This window comes from Methylomicrobium album BG8, assembly GCF_000214275.2.
Classification (GTDB): domain Bacteria; phylum Pseudomonadota; class Gammaproteobacteria; order Methylococcales; family Methylomonadaceae; genus Methylomicrobium; species Methylomicrobium agile.
In genome coordinates this window covers 4,055,156-4,070,513 of record NZ_CM001475.1, presented here as the reverse complement: position 1 = coordinate 4,070,513, position 15,358 = coordinate 4,055,156, and the positions used below count along the sequence as shown (strand labels likewise).

The window sequence follows — 15,358 nt, the reverse complement described above, 5'->3', positions numbered from 1 at the left end:
AGATGCGCATCCCTGACCTGCTGCACTTCTCCTACGGCTCCATCGTGAGCCACAAGCTGCGTTCGTCATTGACCGCGCTGGGCCTGGTGATCGGTATTGCCGCGGTGGTCATTCTGACTTCGATCGGACGTGGGGTTCATACCTTTGTATTGGCCGAGTTCACCCAGTTCGGCACCCATCTCCTGTCGGTCAATCCCGGCAAGAAAAGCACTTTCGGCATCTCCGGCGCGACGATCAGCACCGTGCGCCCCCTGTCGCTCGACGATGCGGCCGCGCTGCGCAAGCTGCCGCCCGTGCTGGCGGTCGTGCCGGTCGTGCAGGGCAATGCGCGCGTCGAAGCCGGCAGCAAACAGCGCCGCACCAATGTGCTGGGCGTGGGCAGCGCGGTGCCGGAAGTGTGGCGGCTGAAAGTCGCAACCGGCCGCTTTCTGCCGGACGATGAGGGGAATCCGCGCGCCCTGGCCGTCTTAGGCGACAAACTGGCGCAGGAACTGTTCGGCGCGGCCGGTCCGCAGGGTCAAAGGATACGCATCGGCACGGACCGTTACCGGGTGATCGGGGTGATGCGGAAAAAAGGCCAGATGCTCGGTTTCGACATGGACGATACGCTCTACATTCCGGCCGCGAAAGCGCTGGAACTGTTCGACCGGGAAGGCCTGATGGAAATCGACGTGCTCTATAAAAGTTCGGTTTCGGTCGCTTCGGTCCAACGCGCGGTTAAAAAATTGATGACCGCCCGGCACGGCTTCGAGGATTTTACGATCATTACCCAGAACCAGATGCTCGAAACGATGGATTCGGTCTTGAGCATCCTGACGCTGGGCGTCGCCGCGCTGGGCGGCATTTCCTTGCTGGTCGGGTCGGTCGGGATCCTGACGATCATGACGATCGCGGTTTCCGAACGGATCTCCGAGATCGGCCTGCTGCGCGCGGTGGGGGCGGAGAGGCGGGTCATTTTCCGGCTGTTTCTGAGCGAGGCGCTGGCGTTGAGCGTCGCGGGCGGCTTGGCCGGGGTGCTGGCCGGCATTCTGGTGATCGAGGCAATCGATTATGCCTTGCCCGCCTTGCCGGTCGAGCTGGCCTGGGGCTATATTCTCTCCGCTTTTGCCGTTTCGGTATTGATCGGAATCGCCGCCGGGGTTGCGCCGGCGATCAAGGCCTCCCGGCTCGAACCGCTGGAGGCGCTGAGGACCGAATAAAACCGAAAGGGAATCCGGTGCGATTCCCTATAAATATCAATGGATTGATAATTTGCTCCTTCCAGGCGGGACAGTTCGGGTATACTGTGCGGATTTAATTTTGGCATCACACCCATGAGACCGAGCGGAAGACAACCCGATCAATTGCGAGAAATCAAATTTACCTGCGGCTATACCAAACATGCGGAAGGCTCCGTGCTGGTCGAGTTCGGCGATACCCGCGTAATCTGCACCGCCAGCGTCGACAGCCAGGTGCCGCGCTTTCTCAAGGGCAAGGGCGAAGGCTGGGTCACGGCGGAATACGGCATGCTGCCGCGTTCCACGCACAGCCGGATGGGGCGCGAAGCCAGCTCCGGCAAACAGGGCGGGCGCACGATGGAAATCCAGCGCCTGATCGGCCGCTCGCTGCGCGCCGCGGTCGATCTGAAGGCGCTTGGCGAGAACACGATCACGATCGACTGCGACGTCTTGCAGGCCGACGGCGGTACCCGCACCGCCTCGATTACCGGCGGCTTCGTCGCCTTGTCGCTGGCGGTCAGGCAAATGCTCAAGAAAAGGCTGATCAAGGCCAGTCCGCTGCACGGCCAGGTCGCCTCGGTGTCGGTCGGGATCTATAACGGGGTGCCGGTGCTGGATCTGGACTACAACGAAGACAGCAACGCCGAAACCGACATGAACGTGGTGATGAACGATGCGGCGGCGTTCATCGAAATCCAGGGCACGGCCGAAGGGCATGCGTTCCGGAAGGACGAACTGGACGCCATGCTCGAACTGGCCGGTTTCGGCATCAGGCAATTGATCGAGAAGCAGCGGGAAGCCCTGGAGAAATGCGGATGAAGCCCAAGATCCGGGAGGAGAACCTACCGGCCGGGGCGTGTTGCCCCGGCCGTTTCGTTTCAGGACTGCATCCGAAGCCGTATTGTTAAAACGTTCGGAACGGGGTTGCAAACCCTGTTTCGCGCAACTTTCGTTTTTCGTCCGAGTTATGCTCTTCACTAAACACCAAAAAATCGTACTCGCCAGCGGCAATCCGGGAAAAATCCGCGAAATCCAGGCCATGCTGGCCGATCATCCGATCGTGCCGCAATCCGACTTCTCGATCGGCGACGCGGAGGAAACCGGCACGACCTTCGTCGAAAACGCGATCATCAAGGCCCGGCATGCGGCCCTGCACAGCGGGCTGCCCGCGATTGCTGACGACTCGGGGTTGGTCGTCGACGCGCTGGACGGCGCGCCGGGCGTCTATTCCGCGCGCTATGCGGGACCCGGCAGCAGCGACCTGGACAATCTGCAAAAACTGCTCAGGGAGCTCGACGGCGTACCGGAAGCGGAGCGCAGCGCGCGCTTCATCTGTGTGTTGGTGTTCATGCAGCATGCGGCCGACCCCATGCCGGTGATCGCTCAGGGCGTCTGGGAAGGCAGGATTCTGACCCGGCCGGCCGGCAGCAACGGCTTCGGTTACGATCCGGTGTTTTGGGTGCCGACGCACGCTTGCGCATCCGCCGAATTGACCCCGGAAGTCAAGAATGCGCTGAGCCACCGCGGACAGGCGCTGCGCGGCCTGACTGCAATGCTGAGCGCCAGGGAGACGGAATAGCGGGCCCGTGGCTCTTCGTGAGCCCGGAAGACCTGCCAGGTTTTTAAAAACCTGGCAGGTCTTTTTTTATTTCACGATCAGGCTGTTGTTGACCTGCTTGACGCCTCTAACCTTGCGGGCCAGATCCACGGCCCGCTCGGCGGCTTCCTGGGAGTCCACGAACCCGCTCAACTGAACGATGCCCTTGAAGGTTTCCACGTCGATCTGCAGTACCTTGAGCTTGGAGTCGCCGAGGATCGAAGTCTTGACCTTGGTGGTCAATACCGAATCGTCGATGTATTCGCCCGTGCTTTCATAGTGCTTGCTGGCCGCACAGCCGGCCAGCGAAGCGATGACCAGCAAGCCCAATAAAAAACGCAGGAATGATCTGAATTTTTTCATGATGTTTTCGTGAGGTAAAAAATGGATCGGTAAATGGCGCGGATGCGCGTCAAGAATCCGGTTTACTTGACGATCAAACTGTTGTTGACCTGCTTGACGCCGTTGACGGTCCGCGCCAGATAGATGGCCCGCTCGGCGGCAGCCTCCGAGTCGACAAAGCCGCTCAACTGGACGATGCCTTTGAAGGACTCGACATGGACCTGCAGAAATTTAACCCCGGCATCGCCGAGAATCGAGGTCTTGACCCTGGCGGTCAGCGAGACATCGTCGAAATACTCTCCTGTGCTTTCCTGCCGCCTGCTGCCGGCGCATCCCGAAACCGAGAGCGATAGAACGACCGCTAACCCTAACAGCACAACTCTGGCCGAATCGAATATTTTCATGATATTTCCAAACCACATGAAGAGTTAAAAGTAATATCTTGAAGGACCAAGAAAAGCAAGTCTGACACGGTTATATTAACATCATGTTAACGGAGATAGAAATAGCGGGGAAAAATTGCGTTGTACCGTCCCTGGCCGTGCGCCGGAGAGAGGTTGCCTTTCGGCAGGCCGGATTGCGGGGGGCGCCGATCAGTTTTTTGCCGTGCTCCATGCAGGTTATCGCTGCAAAGAATTTCACCGCTTTCAAAAAAACAGATATTTAAATCGAATAATATCGTTTTTTCAGATTCAATCGGCTATTTAAAATTCGCTCCAACAAGACTTTTTTGTACGGAGTACCGGCATGGCCAATCACGTTGAACCCAGTCCGACCAAGAATCAGCACCTTGAAATCATGCATCAGATCAGCCAGATGCTGGAAGGCATCCGTTTCGGCTCTCTCGAAATCATCGTGCACGACGGCAAGGTCGTGCAGATCGAGCGCAAAGAAAAACTGAGGCCCGACTACTCCCGTAAATAATGCGGCCGAAATCCAGCGGAACACCGCGGATGGCGAGTGAATTTTTTTGGCAGCGATTGACCGGGTAACTGGAGAAGGCTGTTTCCCCGAGAGAAGTATGAGAACGAGAAAATTTTTATTATTAACCGTAGCCGTCAACGACCTGATCGGGATATCCGGCTCGCCGCCCGCCTTTGCGGCCGGCGACGCCGATGCCGAAATGAAAGCGAAGATCGAAGCCAGAAAAAAAGAAGTCCAGGAAGAAATTGCCGCGGAGGCGGCGCAACGGAACGGCTATTACAAGGAAGCCGGCAGCTACGGTACCAAACGGATTTCCACGCCGCCGCCTTATAGCGTCACATTGAACAAAACCGGCATTGACGCATTCAGGGACATTACCTGGCTGGACGTCGGGCTGGAGCAACGGACTCGCTACGAGCACCGCGACGACGATATTCGCCGCAGCAATCCGTTGCCGAATGCGGGCCCCGCGGCCAAACGCGCCTACGCCGGCGGCGTCGACGAGCCGGTGCTGCTGAAGACGCGCGCCTACCTGGGCTTGAAGGAGATTCTGGATCCGTTCCGTTTCGCGGTCGAAGTCCAGGATTCCCGGCGCTACAACAGCCGTTTTGCCGAGGACAACCGGGATGTGAACGAGTTCGAGTTCATTCAGGCTTATGGCGAATTGTTTTTCAAGGATGCGCTGGGCAAGGACGACTTGGGCAATAACCGGCCGCTGAGCATCAAAGCGGGACGCTTGAATTTCGAATTTCTGGATCGCCGCCTGATTGCCAGCAACGAATGGCGCAACACGACCAACACCTTCCAGGGATTCCAGGTTGCGCTGGGCCAGGACAAAAACGACTGGAGCCTCGACGGGCTGGCGCTGCAGCCGCTGGACCGCCTCAAGTACAACACCGACAAGCCGATCGAGCAGCAATGGGTTTACGGCGCGATCGGGCACTGGCGCAAATGGAGCAAATGGATCACGCTGGAGCCTTACTATCTGGGCCTAAGAAAATCGGCCACCCAAAATCCCGGCGATCTGGACAATCGGGACATTATCGCACCCGCCCTGCGCGCCTACGGTTTTATTCCGGGCACCGGATTCAACTGGGACATGGACGCGATGTACCAGTTCGGCCGCAGCAACGACAGAAACACCGGGAAAGCGCTGCAGCAGGATGCTTTCGGTTTTACCTTCGAGGCCGGCTACACCTTCGACCATCCCTGGAAGCCCCGGATCAGTGCGCAGTACGGTTATGCGAGCGGCGATAAAAACCCGAACGACAACAAAAACAACCGGTTCGAGCGCTTTTTCGGTTTTGCCCGGCCCTGGAGCGCGGATGATTACGTCGTGATGGAAAACATCAGCGCGCCGAAAATCAGGCTGGAGTTTCAGCCGCGCAAAAATCTGAGTATCGACACGGGATTCGGCCTGTATTGGCTGGCCAGCGACAAAGACCGCTTCAACAACCTGTTCAGCGTCTCCGACGCCAACGATTTCAACCGCGACAAGACCGGGCAAAGCGGCGATTATCTGGGCAACTCGGTCGATATCCGCGTGCGCTACCAGCCCTTCGCGCATGTCGCGACCAATATCGGCTATTCGCACTTTACCACCGGCGACTTCGTACGCAACCGGATGGTGGCCTCGAACGGGAACATTCCGGGGATGTTTGAAAAAGACACCGACTTTTTCTACGTGGAACTGACCCTCAATGCCTTCAAATGAAAAGAGGGCGGTTATCTGAAAATCAGATAATAAATTCGGAATATATCGTTTTTTATTCAAAACGGTAGCCCCTATGATGGTTACAGATATTTTTATTCCTTTTGTGCGAGTGAACCGATGAACACCAAACACGTATTGAAAACCGGCCTGCTGGCGGCGGCCTTGCTGCTCGGCGGCAACGCGTTCGCGAACCGGAGCCTGCTGAATGTCTCTTATGACCCGACCCGCGAGTTGTATCAGGACTTCAACCAGGAATTCGTCAAATATTGGCGCGAAAAGACCGGCGAAACGGTCGACATCAAGCAGTCGCACGGCGGCGCGAGCAAGCAGGCCCGGGCCGTGATCGACGGCCTCGAGGCCGACGTGCTGACGCTGGCGATCACCTACGACATCGACAACATTGCTAGAAGAACGGGTCTCTTGCCCAAGGATTGGCAGTCCCGTTTGCCGAACAAGAACATTCCTTACACTTCGACGATCGTGTTTCTGGTGCGCAAGGGCAATCCGAAAGGCATCAAAAACTGGGACGATCTGGTCAAGGAAGGCATTTCGGTCGTGACCCCGAATCCGAAAACCTCGGGCGGCGCGCGTTACAACTATCTGGCGGCCTGGGCGTTCGCCGAAAAGAAATACGGCGGCAAGGACGCGGCGAAAGACTTCGTGAAGAAACTGTACAAGAACGTGCCGGTGCTCGATTCGGGCGCGCGAGGAGCGACCACCACCTTCCTGCAGCGGGAAATCGGCGACGTGCTCCTGACCTGGGAAAACGAGGCGTATCTGGCGATCAAGGAACTCGGCGAAGGCAAGGTCGACATCGTGGTGCCGCCGAGCAGCATTCTCGCCGAAACGCCGGTCACGATCGTGGACGGGATTGTCGACAAACACAAAACCCGCGATCTGGCGGAAGCCTATCTGCAATTCCTCTATTCGCCGACCGGGCAGAAACTGGCGGCCAAGCATTTTTACCGGCCGAGCGAACCGAAATATGCCGATCCGGCCGATATCGCGCGGTTCCCGAAACTGGAACTGTTCAAGGTGAACGACGTGTTCGGCAGTTGGGACGATGTGCAGAAAGATCATTTCGACGACAACGCCATATTCGACCAGATTTACGAACAGTAAGTAACGCGTTCGGCCTGTACGCAGGATTGGGCTAAACGAGCCGGGCGGTTTTGAAAATACCGATTCCGGCAAGGCCAGGAAGAACCTCCTCAACGATCGGTGCGGAGCCATCGATCGGGTCATCCCACGGTGAATGCCTCTCGTGGTTGGCGTTGGATAGTCAAGGGACGGACGCATTCAACGCTCTTTTTTTGTAGGGTACGCTGTGCGTACCGTTTAAAAAATTCAAGTTTTAGCCAATGTCAAGGTACGCACAGCGTACCCTACGGGACCGTAACGGCTTCTAGAGAATACCGATTTATGCTCACCACCACCAAAGCGTAAAATTCATGAGACAGAGTCACATCATGCCGGGTTTTCGTCCGGCTCTCGGCTTTACCCTGTTCTATCTGGGGCTGATCGTGCTGATTCCGCTCAGCACGCTGATCGTCAAAAGCCTCTTGCTCAGTTGGGATGAATATCTCGCCATCATCACCAACAAGCGGGTGCTGGCCTCTTTTCGCGTCAGCTTCGCGGCCTCGCTGATCGCCGCGGCCATTGCCAGCTTGTTCGGCTTCATCATCGCCTGGACCTTCGTCCGCTATCCGTTTCCGGGCAAGCGCGTGCTCGATGCGCTGATCGATCTGCCGTTCGCGCTGCCGACCGCGGTGGCCGGCATCGTGCTGGCGACGATCTACCAGCCCGGCGGCTTTCTCGGCAGACTGGCTTCCGAATCGTTCGGCATCAAGATTGCCTATACCCCGGCCGGAATCGTGGTTGCGCTGATCTTCATCGCGCTGCCGTTCGTGGTGCGCACCGTGCAGCCGGTCTTGCAGGAGTTCGATGCGACGATGGAAGAAGCCGCTTCGACGCTCGGCGCGACCCGTCTGCAGGTGTTTTTAAAAGTGATTTTCCCGAACGTGTTTCCGGCCCTGCTGACCGGCTTTGCGCTGTCATTCGCGCGCGGGATCGGCGAATACGGTTCGGTGATTTTTATCGCCGGCAATCTGCCGTATGTTTCCGAAATCGTGCCGCTGATGATCATCACCAAACTGGAGCAATACGAATACGCCGGCGCGACCGCGATCGCGCTGACCTTGCTGGTGGTTTCGTTTTTGCTGCTGTTCGTGATCAATCTGCTGCAATACTGGGTGCGCAAGCGCTCTGGCCAACTCTAGGAGAATCATGGGATGAATGCGATCACCTCTTCCGGACTGGCCGAACAGGGCGCCCGGCGACAAATTTCCCTCGGCGACCCGTCCTGGGTCAAGTGGGCTCTGATCACGGTGACGGTCGGCTTTATCTTTTTGTTTTTATGTTTGCCGCTCGCGGTCGTGCTCGTCGAAGCGTTCGCGAAAGGCTGGCAGGCCTATGGGGCCGAGCTGGCGCAACCCGACGCGCAGGCGGCAATGAAATTGACGCTGCTCACCGCGCTGGTGACGGTGCCGTTGAATACCGTATTCGGCATTGCCGCCGCCTGGGCGATTACCCGCTTCGAATTTCCGGGCAAAAGCCTGCTGACCACCTTGATCGATCTGCCGTTTTCGGTATCGCCGGTCATTTCCGGCCTGATCTTCGTCTTGCTGTTCGGCGCGCAGGGCTGGTTCGGCCAATGGCTCTCGGAGCACGACATCAAGATCATTTTTGCGGTGCCCGGAATCATTTTGGCGACGCTGTTCATCACTTTCCCGTTCGTCGCCCGCGAACTGATCCCTTTGATGCAGGAGATGGGCAGCGAAGAGGAAGAGGCGGCCCTGTCTTTGGGCGCCGGCGGCTGGAAAACCTTTTTCCTGATCACCCTGCCGAACATCAAGTGGGGGCTTCTGTACGGCATTTTGCTCTGCAATGCGCGTGCGATGGGCGAGTTCGGCGCGGTGTCGGTCGTTTCCGGACATATCCGCGGCCTGACCAATACGCTGCCGCTGCACGTCGAGGTCAGCTACAACGAATACAATTTCGTCGGTGCGTTCGCGAGCGCGTCGATCCTGGCCGGTCTTGCGATCGTGACGCTGATTTTGAAGAGCATGCTGGAATGGAAAAAGCGATAAGTCGTGTAGGTTGGGTTAGCGATAGCGTAACCCAACGTGTTGTCGATCATGCGTGTTGGGTTACGGCTAACGCCTAACCCAACCTACAAACTGAATTTTGAACCCGAATCATGAGCATCCTACTTTCCAACATCAGCAAAAAATTCGGCGATTTCGTCGCGCTGGATCATATCAACCTGGAGATCCCGGAAGGCGAACTGGTCGCTTTATTGGGGCCGTCCGGCTGCGGCAAGACCACGCTGCTGCGCATCATCGCCGGGCTGGAGCAGCCCGATTCGGGGCGCGTGCTGTTGAGCGGCGAAGACAAGACAGACTACCACGCCAGCCATCGCGGCATCGGTTTCGTGTTTCAGCATTACGCGCTATTCCGGCACATGACCGTGTTCGACAATATCGCTTTCGGGCTTCGCGTCAAACCGCGCAAGGAACGCCCCGGTGAAGCGATGATCCGCCGGAAAGTGCACGAGCTGCTGCAATTGGTGCAACTGGACTGGCTGCACGACCGCTATCCGGACCAGCTTTCCGGCGGCCAGCGGCAGCGGATCGCGCTGGCGCGCGCGCTGGCGGTCGAGCCTTCGGTCCTGCTGCTCGACGAACCGTTCGGCGCGCTCGATGCGAGCGTGCGCAAGGACCTGAGGCAATGGCTCCGCAATCTGCACCATGAATTGAACGTGACCAGCATTTTCGTCACGCACGATCAGGAGGAAGCGATGGAAGTCGCCAGCCAGGTCGTGGTGCTGAATCATGGACGGATCGAGCAGCAAGGGTCGCCGAGCGAGATTTACGACCATCCGGCCAACGCATTCGTCTCGAAATTCGTCGGTCAAACCAATGTGTTTCATTTCGACAATGAGGATAAAATCTGGCTGCAGCATGCGGGGATCGTTCTGGACGATCCGGAGGCGCTGATTGCGCACGTGCGTCCGCACGACATCGACATCGAAAAAAACGCCGATGCGTCTTCCTCGCCGTTCACCCTGAAGGACTGGCAGCATCTGGGTTCGGCGATTCGGGTCGAACTGGCGAGAGAGGTGCGGGAGCAGGGCAAGCGGGCTCCGGTCGTCTATGCGCAAATGCCGAACGAACGGTTCAAGGCGTTGCAGCTCGCGAAAGGCGACCGGGTTGCGCTCAGGATTCGGCATGCGCACTGGTTCAATTAAGGGGATGTGTGCGGTGCATACCTTTGTGCAATGCCGTCCGGGTTGATGTAAGGGGTAGGCACGGCAAAACTTCGAATCCTTGAAGAATCCGTCGCAGAACCGTAGGGTACGCTGTGCGTACCTTTATAAAAAGGCCGCAATCTCTCTGAAAAAGCTTTAAAAGGTACGCACAGCGTACCCTACATGGAGTTAACCCCCCTTTTGTGGAAGCGGGAATGAACGTTGACAAAGCCTCGCGGCTCTCTGCAAAAATCTATCGCTGAATTGACGTCAAGGAAAGCATGAACCTGAATCAGCTCGAACTCCTGCGGGTTTTGCAGGAGACCAACTTCAACCTATCGAAAGCGGCGGAGAAAATGTTCGTCGTGCAGTCGGCGGTCAGCCGCCAGTTACAGTTGCTGGAGGGCGAACTCGGCGCGCCGGTGTTCGAGCGTCAAGGCAAGAAATTGGTCGGCCTGACGCCGCTGGGCGAGCGGATCATGGAAGAAGTCACGCTGATCAATGTGTCCAAGCGCAATATCCAGACGATCGCCGAAGATTTTTTGCATAACCGCAACGGTGAATTGCATATTGCAACCACGCACACGCAGGCCAAATATTTTCTGCCGGAACCGATCCGCAAATTCCGCGAGAAATATCCGAACATCAAAATCTACATCGTGCAGTCTTCGCCGACCAATCTGATCGACCTTCTGCACCATCATCAGGCCGACATCGCGATCTGCACCGAAAAGCTGGATGAAAGCGACGACAAATTGATCATCAATCCGTGTTATGAATGGCATCATGTCGCGGTCATGCCGAAAGATCATCCTTTGTCCGAAGGCGAGATTACGCTGGAGCGTCTGGCCCGTTTTCCGATTTTGACCTACAGCAAGGGCTATACCGGCCGGTCGAATATCGAAAAAGCCGTGGCTGACGGCCATGTCGGTCTGGACATCACGCTGGAAGCGGCCGATTCGGACATCATCAAAACCTATGTCCGGATCGGTCTCGGGGTCGGCATCATCGCGGCGACCGCGATCGAGCCGCAGGCCGATGAGGATCTGATCGCGCGCGACCTCGGCCATTTGATTCCGCCGTCGGTAACCCGCTTCGCTTATTTGAAACAGTTGTATTTGCCGACTTTTTGCCGGTTTTTCATCGATGAATTGTTGCGTGCGGCGGGCCGGACATCCTAAGCGTTGGGGTGGTTCATTCTTGGCAAATCTCTGCTGACGGAAAGCACTAGATGAGATTTGTCGGAATGTGTATATCTAATTTTGGCATATATATATCTTTTTTATTGACATACTCGATGCGCTTGCATTATTGTAATGGGAAGTCAACTGCTGACCGGATAACCGGAAGCCAGTGACTCCGATGAGGAGTCACTGGCTTTTTTTTGGCCAAAATTTTGCGGGGGGTTATTCCCCAAAGTGGAGTCAGGTTTGCGGAATCTGCCGCCATCGGCCCGAATTATTTATCCATGCGAGACAAAGAAACAACATGAAGGAAAGCCATGTGAACGGAAACCGCCTGGAAATTGAAAGCCTCGTCGCGGAACTGCGCGATTTGCGTTTGCGTTCGCTCGAAAGCCGCGCCCGCCTGAATAAGCCGCCGAAGCTGCCGTCGCGCAAAGTGCTGATTACCATCATCGACGGGCTCAGCGCGGCCATGTTTCCGAATCGTCTCGGGCTGCCCGACCTGACCGACGAAGGCATCGACAGTTATGTCGGCCATACTCTGGACGTGACGCTCAGGGAGTTGCAGAAACAGATTCGCCGCGAGTTGTATTTCATGGCCCGCGACGGTGCCGATGCCGAGGAGATTCTGCTGCAAGCAACGGAGATTACTCGCACTTTCGCAGTGACGATTCCGGCGCTGCGCCGTCTGATCGACAGCGATATTCAGGCCGCCTATGAGGGCGACCCCGCCGCCGGCAGCATCGACGAGGTGCTGGTCTGTTATCCGGGCGTCACCGCGATTATTCATCAGCGTATCGCGCATGTGCTGTATGGACTCGGCGTCCGTCTGACCGCGCGCATGATCACCGAAATCGCCCACTCCGCGACCGGCATCGATATTCATCCCGGTGCCCAAATCGGCGAGAGCTTTTTCATCGACCACGGCACCGGGGTGGTTATCGGCGAAACGGCGGTGATCGGCCGTCATGTGCGCCTTTATCAGCAGGTGACGCTCGGCGCGAAACGCTTTGAAAAAGACGCGGACGGGCATTTGACCAAAGACTACCCGCGCCACCCGATCGTCGAAGACGATGTGGTGATTTATGCCGGCGCGACGATCCTCGGCCGCGTGACGATCGGCCGGGGTTCGACGATCGGCGGCAATGTCTGGCTGACCGAAAGCGTCGCGCCCGACAGCATCGTGACTCAATCACGCGCGCACTGTGAAATCCTACCTAAAAAAGAAGCCCCGGTTTACAGTGGCTAATGCGTAAACCCTTGTTCATATTCAATCACTAAAAGAGGAAAACTCCGATGTCCGATATTCATGAAGCCCATACCGCTTTAGGCGACGTAGCCGCCCGTACGCTTTCCAATGCCACCAAGACCGTCCCGATGATGGGGACGATTACGCCGCGCTGGCTGGTGCACCTGCTCCAGTGGGTGCCGGTCGAAGCGGGTATTTACCGGGTCAACAAAGTCAAGAACGAAACCAGCCTCGCGGTGGACTGTTCCAGCCTCGACGAAAAAGTGCTGCCGCAAACCTTCGTCGATTACGAGGAATGGGGCCGCGAATACCGGCTGAACGCGGTCAATACCGTGCTGGACGTCCATACCCGTATCGCCGATTTGTACAGCAGCCCGCACAACCAGATCCGCGAGCAGTTGCGCCTGACCATCGAAACGGTTAAGGAGCGCCAGGAAAGCGAATTGATCAACAATACCGAATACGGCCTGTTGAACAACGTCGCCGATTCGATGAAGGTCAAGACCCGCAACGGCTCGCCGACGCCGGACGATCTGGACGAACTGATCGCCAAAGTCTGGAAGGAGCCGGCGTTTTTCCTGGCGCATCCGCGCGCGATCGCGGCGTTCGGCCGCGAAGCGACCCGCCGCGGCACCCCGCCGCCGACCCTTTCGCTGTTCGGCTCGCAGTTTCTGACCTGGCGCGGACTGCCATTGATCCCGACCGACAAGCTTCGCATCACCAACGGCAAGACCAACATCCTGCTGCTCCGCACCGGCGAAAGCCGCCAGGGCGTAGTGGGCCTGTACCAGCCGAACCTGACCGACGAACTGAGCATGGGCCTGTCGGTGCGCTTCATGGGCATCAACCATAAGGCGATCGCGTCGTATCTGGTCTCGTTGTACTGCTCGCTGGCCGTCTTGACCGAAGATGCGCTCGGCCTGCTCGAAAACGTCGAAGTGGACAACTATTATGACTACGCGTATGACTACAAGAAGTGATCTGGATGAGTTGACCAACGCGCCGCCCCTGCCGGACGTCGAGCAGCTGAGCCGCTGGGCGAACGAATTTTTCGCGGCGCCGCCGTCCGGTGAAAGTCCTCATTTCGTGCAACCGGCGGTGAGCCAGCCGGTCACCGAGGCTATCACCGATATTCCGCCGTCTTCGGGGCATGCGAAAGTGCCTCCGTCGTTCAGCGTTCCGCACGAAAGCGGCTTGCATGAACTGGCGGCGCCGAGTCGAACCGCAGAACCCGCGGCGTCGGGCGCATCGTATTACTTTCAGCAATATGCGAATGCGGAAGGGCTGGATGCGGTGCCGCATGCGTCGGCGACGCATGGCTTGGCCGGACTGATCGGCGATTCGTCGTCGTTCGGCGTCAAGCCGGAAAATTTCGGCTTACCGGGCGTTGGCGAACTGAAAAGCCTGGCGTCGCCGAAGAGCGGCGCTCCCGGCTTGTCCGGCGTTTCTTTGTTTTATTTTCTCGAAGAAGCGACCAGCGTCGCCCGGCATACGGCCGCTCCGAGTCTCGGCTCCGCGCATCCGCCGTTCGACGTGCAGGCGATTCGCCGCGATTTTCCGATCCTGAACGAAAAGGTCAACGGCCGCCCTTTGGTATGGTTCGACAATGCGGCGACGACCCAGAAGCCGCAGGTGGTGATCGACCGGCTGAGTTATTTTTATCAGCACGAAAACTCGAACATCCACCGCGCCGCGCATGAACTGGCAGCCCGTTCGACCGACGCCTTCGAAGCCGCGCGGGAAACCGTCGCGCGCTTTATCGGCGCGAGTTCGCCGGATGAGGTGGTGTTCGCGCGCGGTTCGACCGAGGCGATCAATCTGGTCGCGCAAAGCTGGGGCCGCGCGAATGTCGGGCCGGGCGACGAGATCATCGTCAGTTGGCTTGAACATCATGCGAACATCGTACCCTGGCAGCAGTTGTGCGCTGAAAAAGGCGCGGTTTTGCGGGTGATTCCGGTCGACGAGACGGGACAGATCCTGTTGTCGGAATACCAGAAGTTGCTGAACGCAAAGACCAAGCTGGTCGCCTTCACGCAAGTTTCGAACGCGCTTGGCACGATCACTCCGGCGCAGGAAATCATCGAACTCGCTCATCGTGCCGGGGCCAGGGTCTTGCTCGACGGCGCGCAGTCGATCTCGCATATCAAGGTCGACGTACAAAAACTCGACTGCGACTGGTTCGTGTTTTCCGGACACAAAATCTATGGTCCGACCGGAATCGGCGCCTTGTACGGCAAGCCGGAGGTGCTCGAAGCGATGCCGCCCTGGCAGGGCGGCGGCAACATGATCGAGGACGTGACTTTCGAGAAGACCGTGTACCAGCCCGCGCCCGCGCGTTTCGAAGCCGGCACTGGCAACATCGCCGATGCGGTGGGGCTCGGCGCCGCGCTGGAGTATGTACAGAAGGTCGGCATCGACAACATCGCCCGCTATGAGCACGAGCTGTTGGCCTATGCGACCGAGCTGTTGTCGAGGATTCCCGGCTTGCGGCTGATCGGCACAGCGCGCGAGAAAACCAGCGTCTTGTCGTTCGTATTGAAAGGGCTCAGCACTGCCGATATCGGCGCCGCGCTGAACAAGGAAGGCATCGCGGTCCGCTCCGGCCATCACTGCGCGCAGCCGATCCTGCGCCGTTTCGGGCTCGAAAGCACGGTCCGGCCGTCGCTGGCGTTCTACAACACCTATGCCGAGATCGACTGGCTGGCGACGGTCGTGCGCAAGATACAGTGCGGAAATATTCCGCTGGGACGTTGAGGAAGCTAGAGCTGTAGGGCGTTTTCGCGATAGCAAAACGCCAATAGCCTTCAAAGCGAGGCGGATTG

15 protein-coding genes are annotated in these 15,358 nt (G+C 57.8%); 13 read left to right on the top strand and 2 right to left on the bottom strand.

Annotation, left to right across the window (positions count from 1 at the left end):
* The first annotated feature begins 2 nt into the window (after nt 1-2).
* The 3 genes from METAL_RS17765 (at nt 3) to rdgB (ending at nt 2,796) form a co-directional block, all read left to right on the top strand.
* The gene (locus tag METAL_RS17765) at nt 3-1,199 is read left to right on the top strand and encodes an ABC transporter permease (protein ID WP_005374580.1); all 1,197 of its coding nucleotides are present in this window, start codon (nt 3-5) and stop codon (nt 1,197-1,199) included.
* 114 nt (nt 1,200-1,313) lie between these two features.
* Nucleotides 1,314-2,036, top strand: coding sequence for a ribonuclease PH (rph, locus tag METAL_RS17760; protein ID WP_005374579.1), 723 nt, complete (start codon nt 1,314-1,316; stop codon nt 2,034-2,036).
* Between the two features lie 148 nt (nt 2,037-2,184).
* Nucleotides 2,185-2,796, top strand: a complete 612-nt coding sequence (gene rdgB, locus METAL_RS17755; protein WP_005374578.1) for an RdgB/HAM1 family non-canonical purine NTP pyrophosphatase — start codon at nt 2,185-2,187, stop codon at nt 2,794-2,796.
* Nucleotides 2,797-2,862: 66 nt separating this feature from the next.
* On the opposite strand, the gene METAL_RS17750 is transcribed toward rdgB, so the two are convergent.
* Nucleotides 2,863-3,177, bottom strand: a complete 315-nt coding sequence (locus METAL_RS17750; protein WP_005374577.1) for a BON domain-containing protein — start codon at nt 3,175-3,177, stop codon at nt 2,863-2,865.
* Nucleotides 3,178-3,239: 62 nt separating this feature from the next.
* Nucleotides 3,240-3,560, bottom strand: coding sequence for a BON domain-containing protein (locus METAL_RS17745; protein ID WP_005374575.1), 321 nt, complete (start codon nt 3,558-3,560; stop codon nt 3,240-3,242).
* 343 nt (nt 3,561-3,903) lie between these two features.
* Between METAL_RS17745 and METAL_RS21225 the strand changes: the two genes are divergently transcribed.
* From METAL_RS21225 to METAL_RS17700, 10 genes are all read left to right on the top strand, one after another.
* Nucleotides 3,904-4,080 (top strand): YezD family protein, encoded by a 177-nt coding sequence (locus tag METAL_RS21225; RefSeq protein ID WP_005374574.1) that lies wholly within the window; start codon nt 3,904-3,906, stop codon nt 4,078-4,080.
* Nucleotides 4,081-4,177: 97 nt separating this feature from the next.
* Complete coding sequence (locus METAL_RS17740) at nt 4,178-5,794, top strand: alginate export family protein (protein ID WP_005374571.1); 1,617 nt, start codon at nt 4,178-4,180, stop codon at nt 5,792-5,794.
* A 117-nt stretch (nt 5,795-5,911) separates the two neighbouring features.
* Entirely contained in the window at nt 5,912-6,916 is a 1,005-nt protein-coding gene (locus METAL_RS17735) for a sulfate ABC transporter substrate-binding protein (RefSeq protein ID WP_005374569.1), read from the top strand.
* 329 nt (nt 6,917-7,245) lie between these two features.
* The gene (cysT, locus tag METAL_RS17730; RefSeq protein ID WP_005374568.1) at nt 7,246-8,073 is read left to right on the top strand and encodes a sulfate ABC transporter permease subunit CysT; all 828 of its coding nucleotides are present in this window, start codon (nt 7,246-7,248) and stop codon (nt 8,071-8,073) included.
* 12 nt (nt 8,074-8,085) lie between these two features.
* On the top strand, nt 8,086-8,943 hold the full coding sequence (cysW, locus tag METAL_RS17725; protein ID WP_005374567.1) for a sulfate ABC transporter permease subunit CysW: 858 nt from the start codon (nt 8,086-8,088) through the stop codon (nt 8,941-8,943).
* Nucleotides 8,944-9,053: 110 nt separating this feature from the next.
* Entirely contained in the window at nt 9,054-10,103 is a 1,050-nt protein-coding gene (locus tag METAL_RS17720) for a sulfate/molybdate ABC transporter ATP-binding protein (protein WP_005374566.1), read from the top strand.
* A 281-nt stretch (nt 10,104-10,384) separates the two neighbouring features.
* Nucleotides 10,385-11,284 (top strand): LysR substrate-binding domain-containing protein, encoded by a 900-nt coding sequence (locus METAL_RS17715; RefSeq protein WP_005374565.1) that lies wholly within the window; start codon nt 10,385-10,387, stop codon nt 11,282-11,284.
* Nucleotides 11,285-11,606: 322 nt separating this feature from the next.
* Nucleotides 11,607-12,536, top strand: coding sequence for a serine O-acetyltransferase EpsC (gene epsC / locus METAL_RS17710; protein WP_245549411.1), 930 nt, complete (start codon nt 11,607-11,609; stop codon nt 12,534-12,536).
* 47 nt (nt 12,537-12,583) lie between these two features.
* The gene (locus METAL_RS17705; RefSeq protein WP_005374558.1) at nt 12,584-13,516 is read left to right on the top strand and encodes a family 2A encapsulin nanocompartment shell protein; all 933 of its coding nucleotides are present in this window, start codon (nt 12,584-12,586) and stop codon (nt 13,514-13,516) included.
* Nucleotides 13,500-15,290 (top strand): family 2A encapsulin nanocompartment cargo protein cysteine desulfurase, encoded by a 1,791-nt coding sequence (locus METAL_RS17700; RefSeq protein WP_040578383.1) that lies wholly within the window; start codon nt 13,500-13,502, stop codon nt 15,288-15,290. The genes METAL_RS17705 and METAL_RS17700 overlap by 17 nt, the downstream gene beginning before the upstream one ends.
* Nucleotides 15,291-15,358: the final 68 nt, after the last annotated feature.

Coding starts and splice junctions, on each gene's coding strand:
- METAL_RS17740 (WP_005374571.1), top strand. CDS start 4,178: ATGAGAACGAGAAAATTTTTATTATTAACCGTAGCCGTCAACGACCTG.
- METAL_RS17700 (WP_040578383.1), top strand. CDS start 13,500: ATGACTACAAGAAGTGATCTGGATGAGTTGACCAACGCGCCGCCCCTG.
- cysT (WP_005374568.1), top strand. CDS start 7,246: ATGAGACAGAGTCACATCATGCCGGGTTTTCGTCCGGCTCTCGGCTTT.
- cysW (WP_005374567.1), top strand. CDS start 8,086: ATGAATGCGATCACCTCTTCCGGACTGGCCGAACAGGGCGCCCGGCGA.
- METAL_RS17715 (WP_005374565.1), top strand. CDS start 10,385: ATGAACCTGAATCAGCTCGAACTCCTGCGGGTTTTGCAGGAGACCAAC.
- rdgB (WP_005374578.1), top strand. CDS start 2,185: ATGCTCTTCACTAAACACCAAAAAATCGTACTCGCCAGCGGCAATCCG.
- METAL_RS17720 (WP_005374566.1), top strand. CDS start 9,054: ATGAGCATCCTACTTTCCAACATCAGCAAAAAATTCGGCGATTTCGTC.
- METAL_RS17745 (WP_005374575.1), bottom strand. CDS start 3,560: ATGAAAATATTCGATTCGGCCAGAGTTGTGCTGTTAGGGTTAGCGGTC.
- METAL_RS21225 (WP_005374574.1), top strand. CDS start 3,904: ATGGCCAATCACGTTGAACCCAGTCCGACCAAGAATCAGCACCTTGAA.
- METAL_RS17750 (WP_005374577.1), bottom strand. CDS start 3,177: ATGAAAAAATTCAGATCATTCCTGCGTTTTTTATTGGGCTTGCTGGTC.
- METAL_RS17735 (WP_005374569.1), top strand. CDS start 5,912: ATGAACACCAAACACGTATTGAAAACCGGCCTGCTGGCGGCGGCCTTG.
- METAL_RS17765 (WP_005374580.1), top strand. CDS start 3: ATGCGCATCCCTGACCTGCTGCACTTCTCCTACGGCTCCATCGTGAGC.
- METAL_RS17705 (WP_005374558.1), top strand. CDS start 12,584: ATGTCCGATATTCATGAAGCCCATACCGCTTTAGGCGACGTAGCCGCC.
- rph (WP_005374579.1), top strand. CDS start 1,314: ATGAGACCGAGCGGAAGACAACCCGATCAATTGCGAGAAATCAAATTT.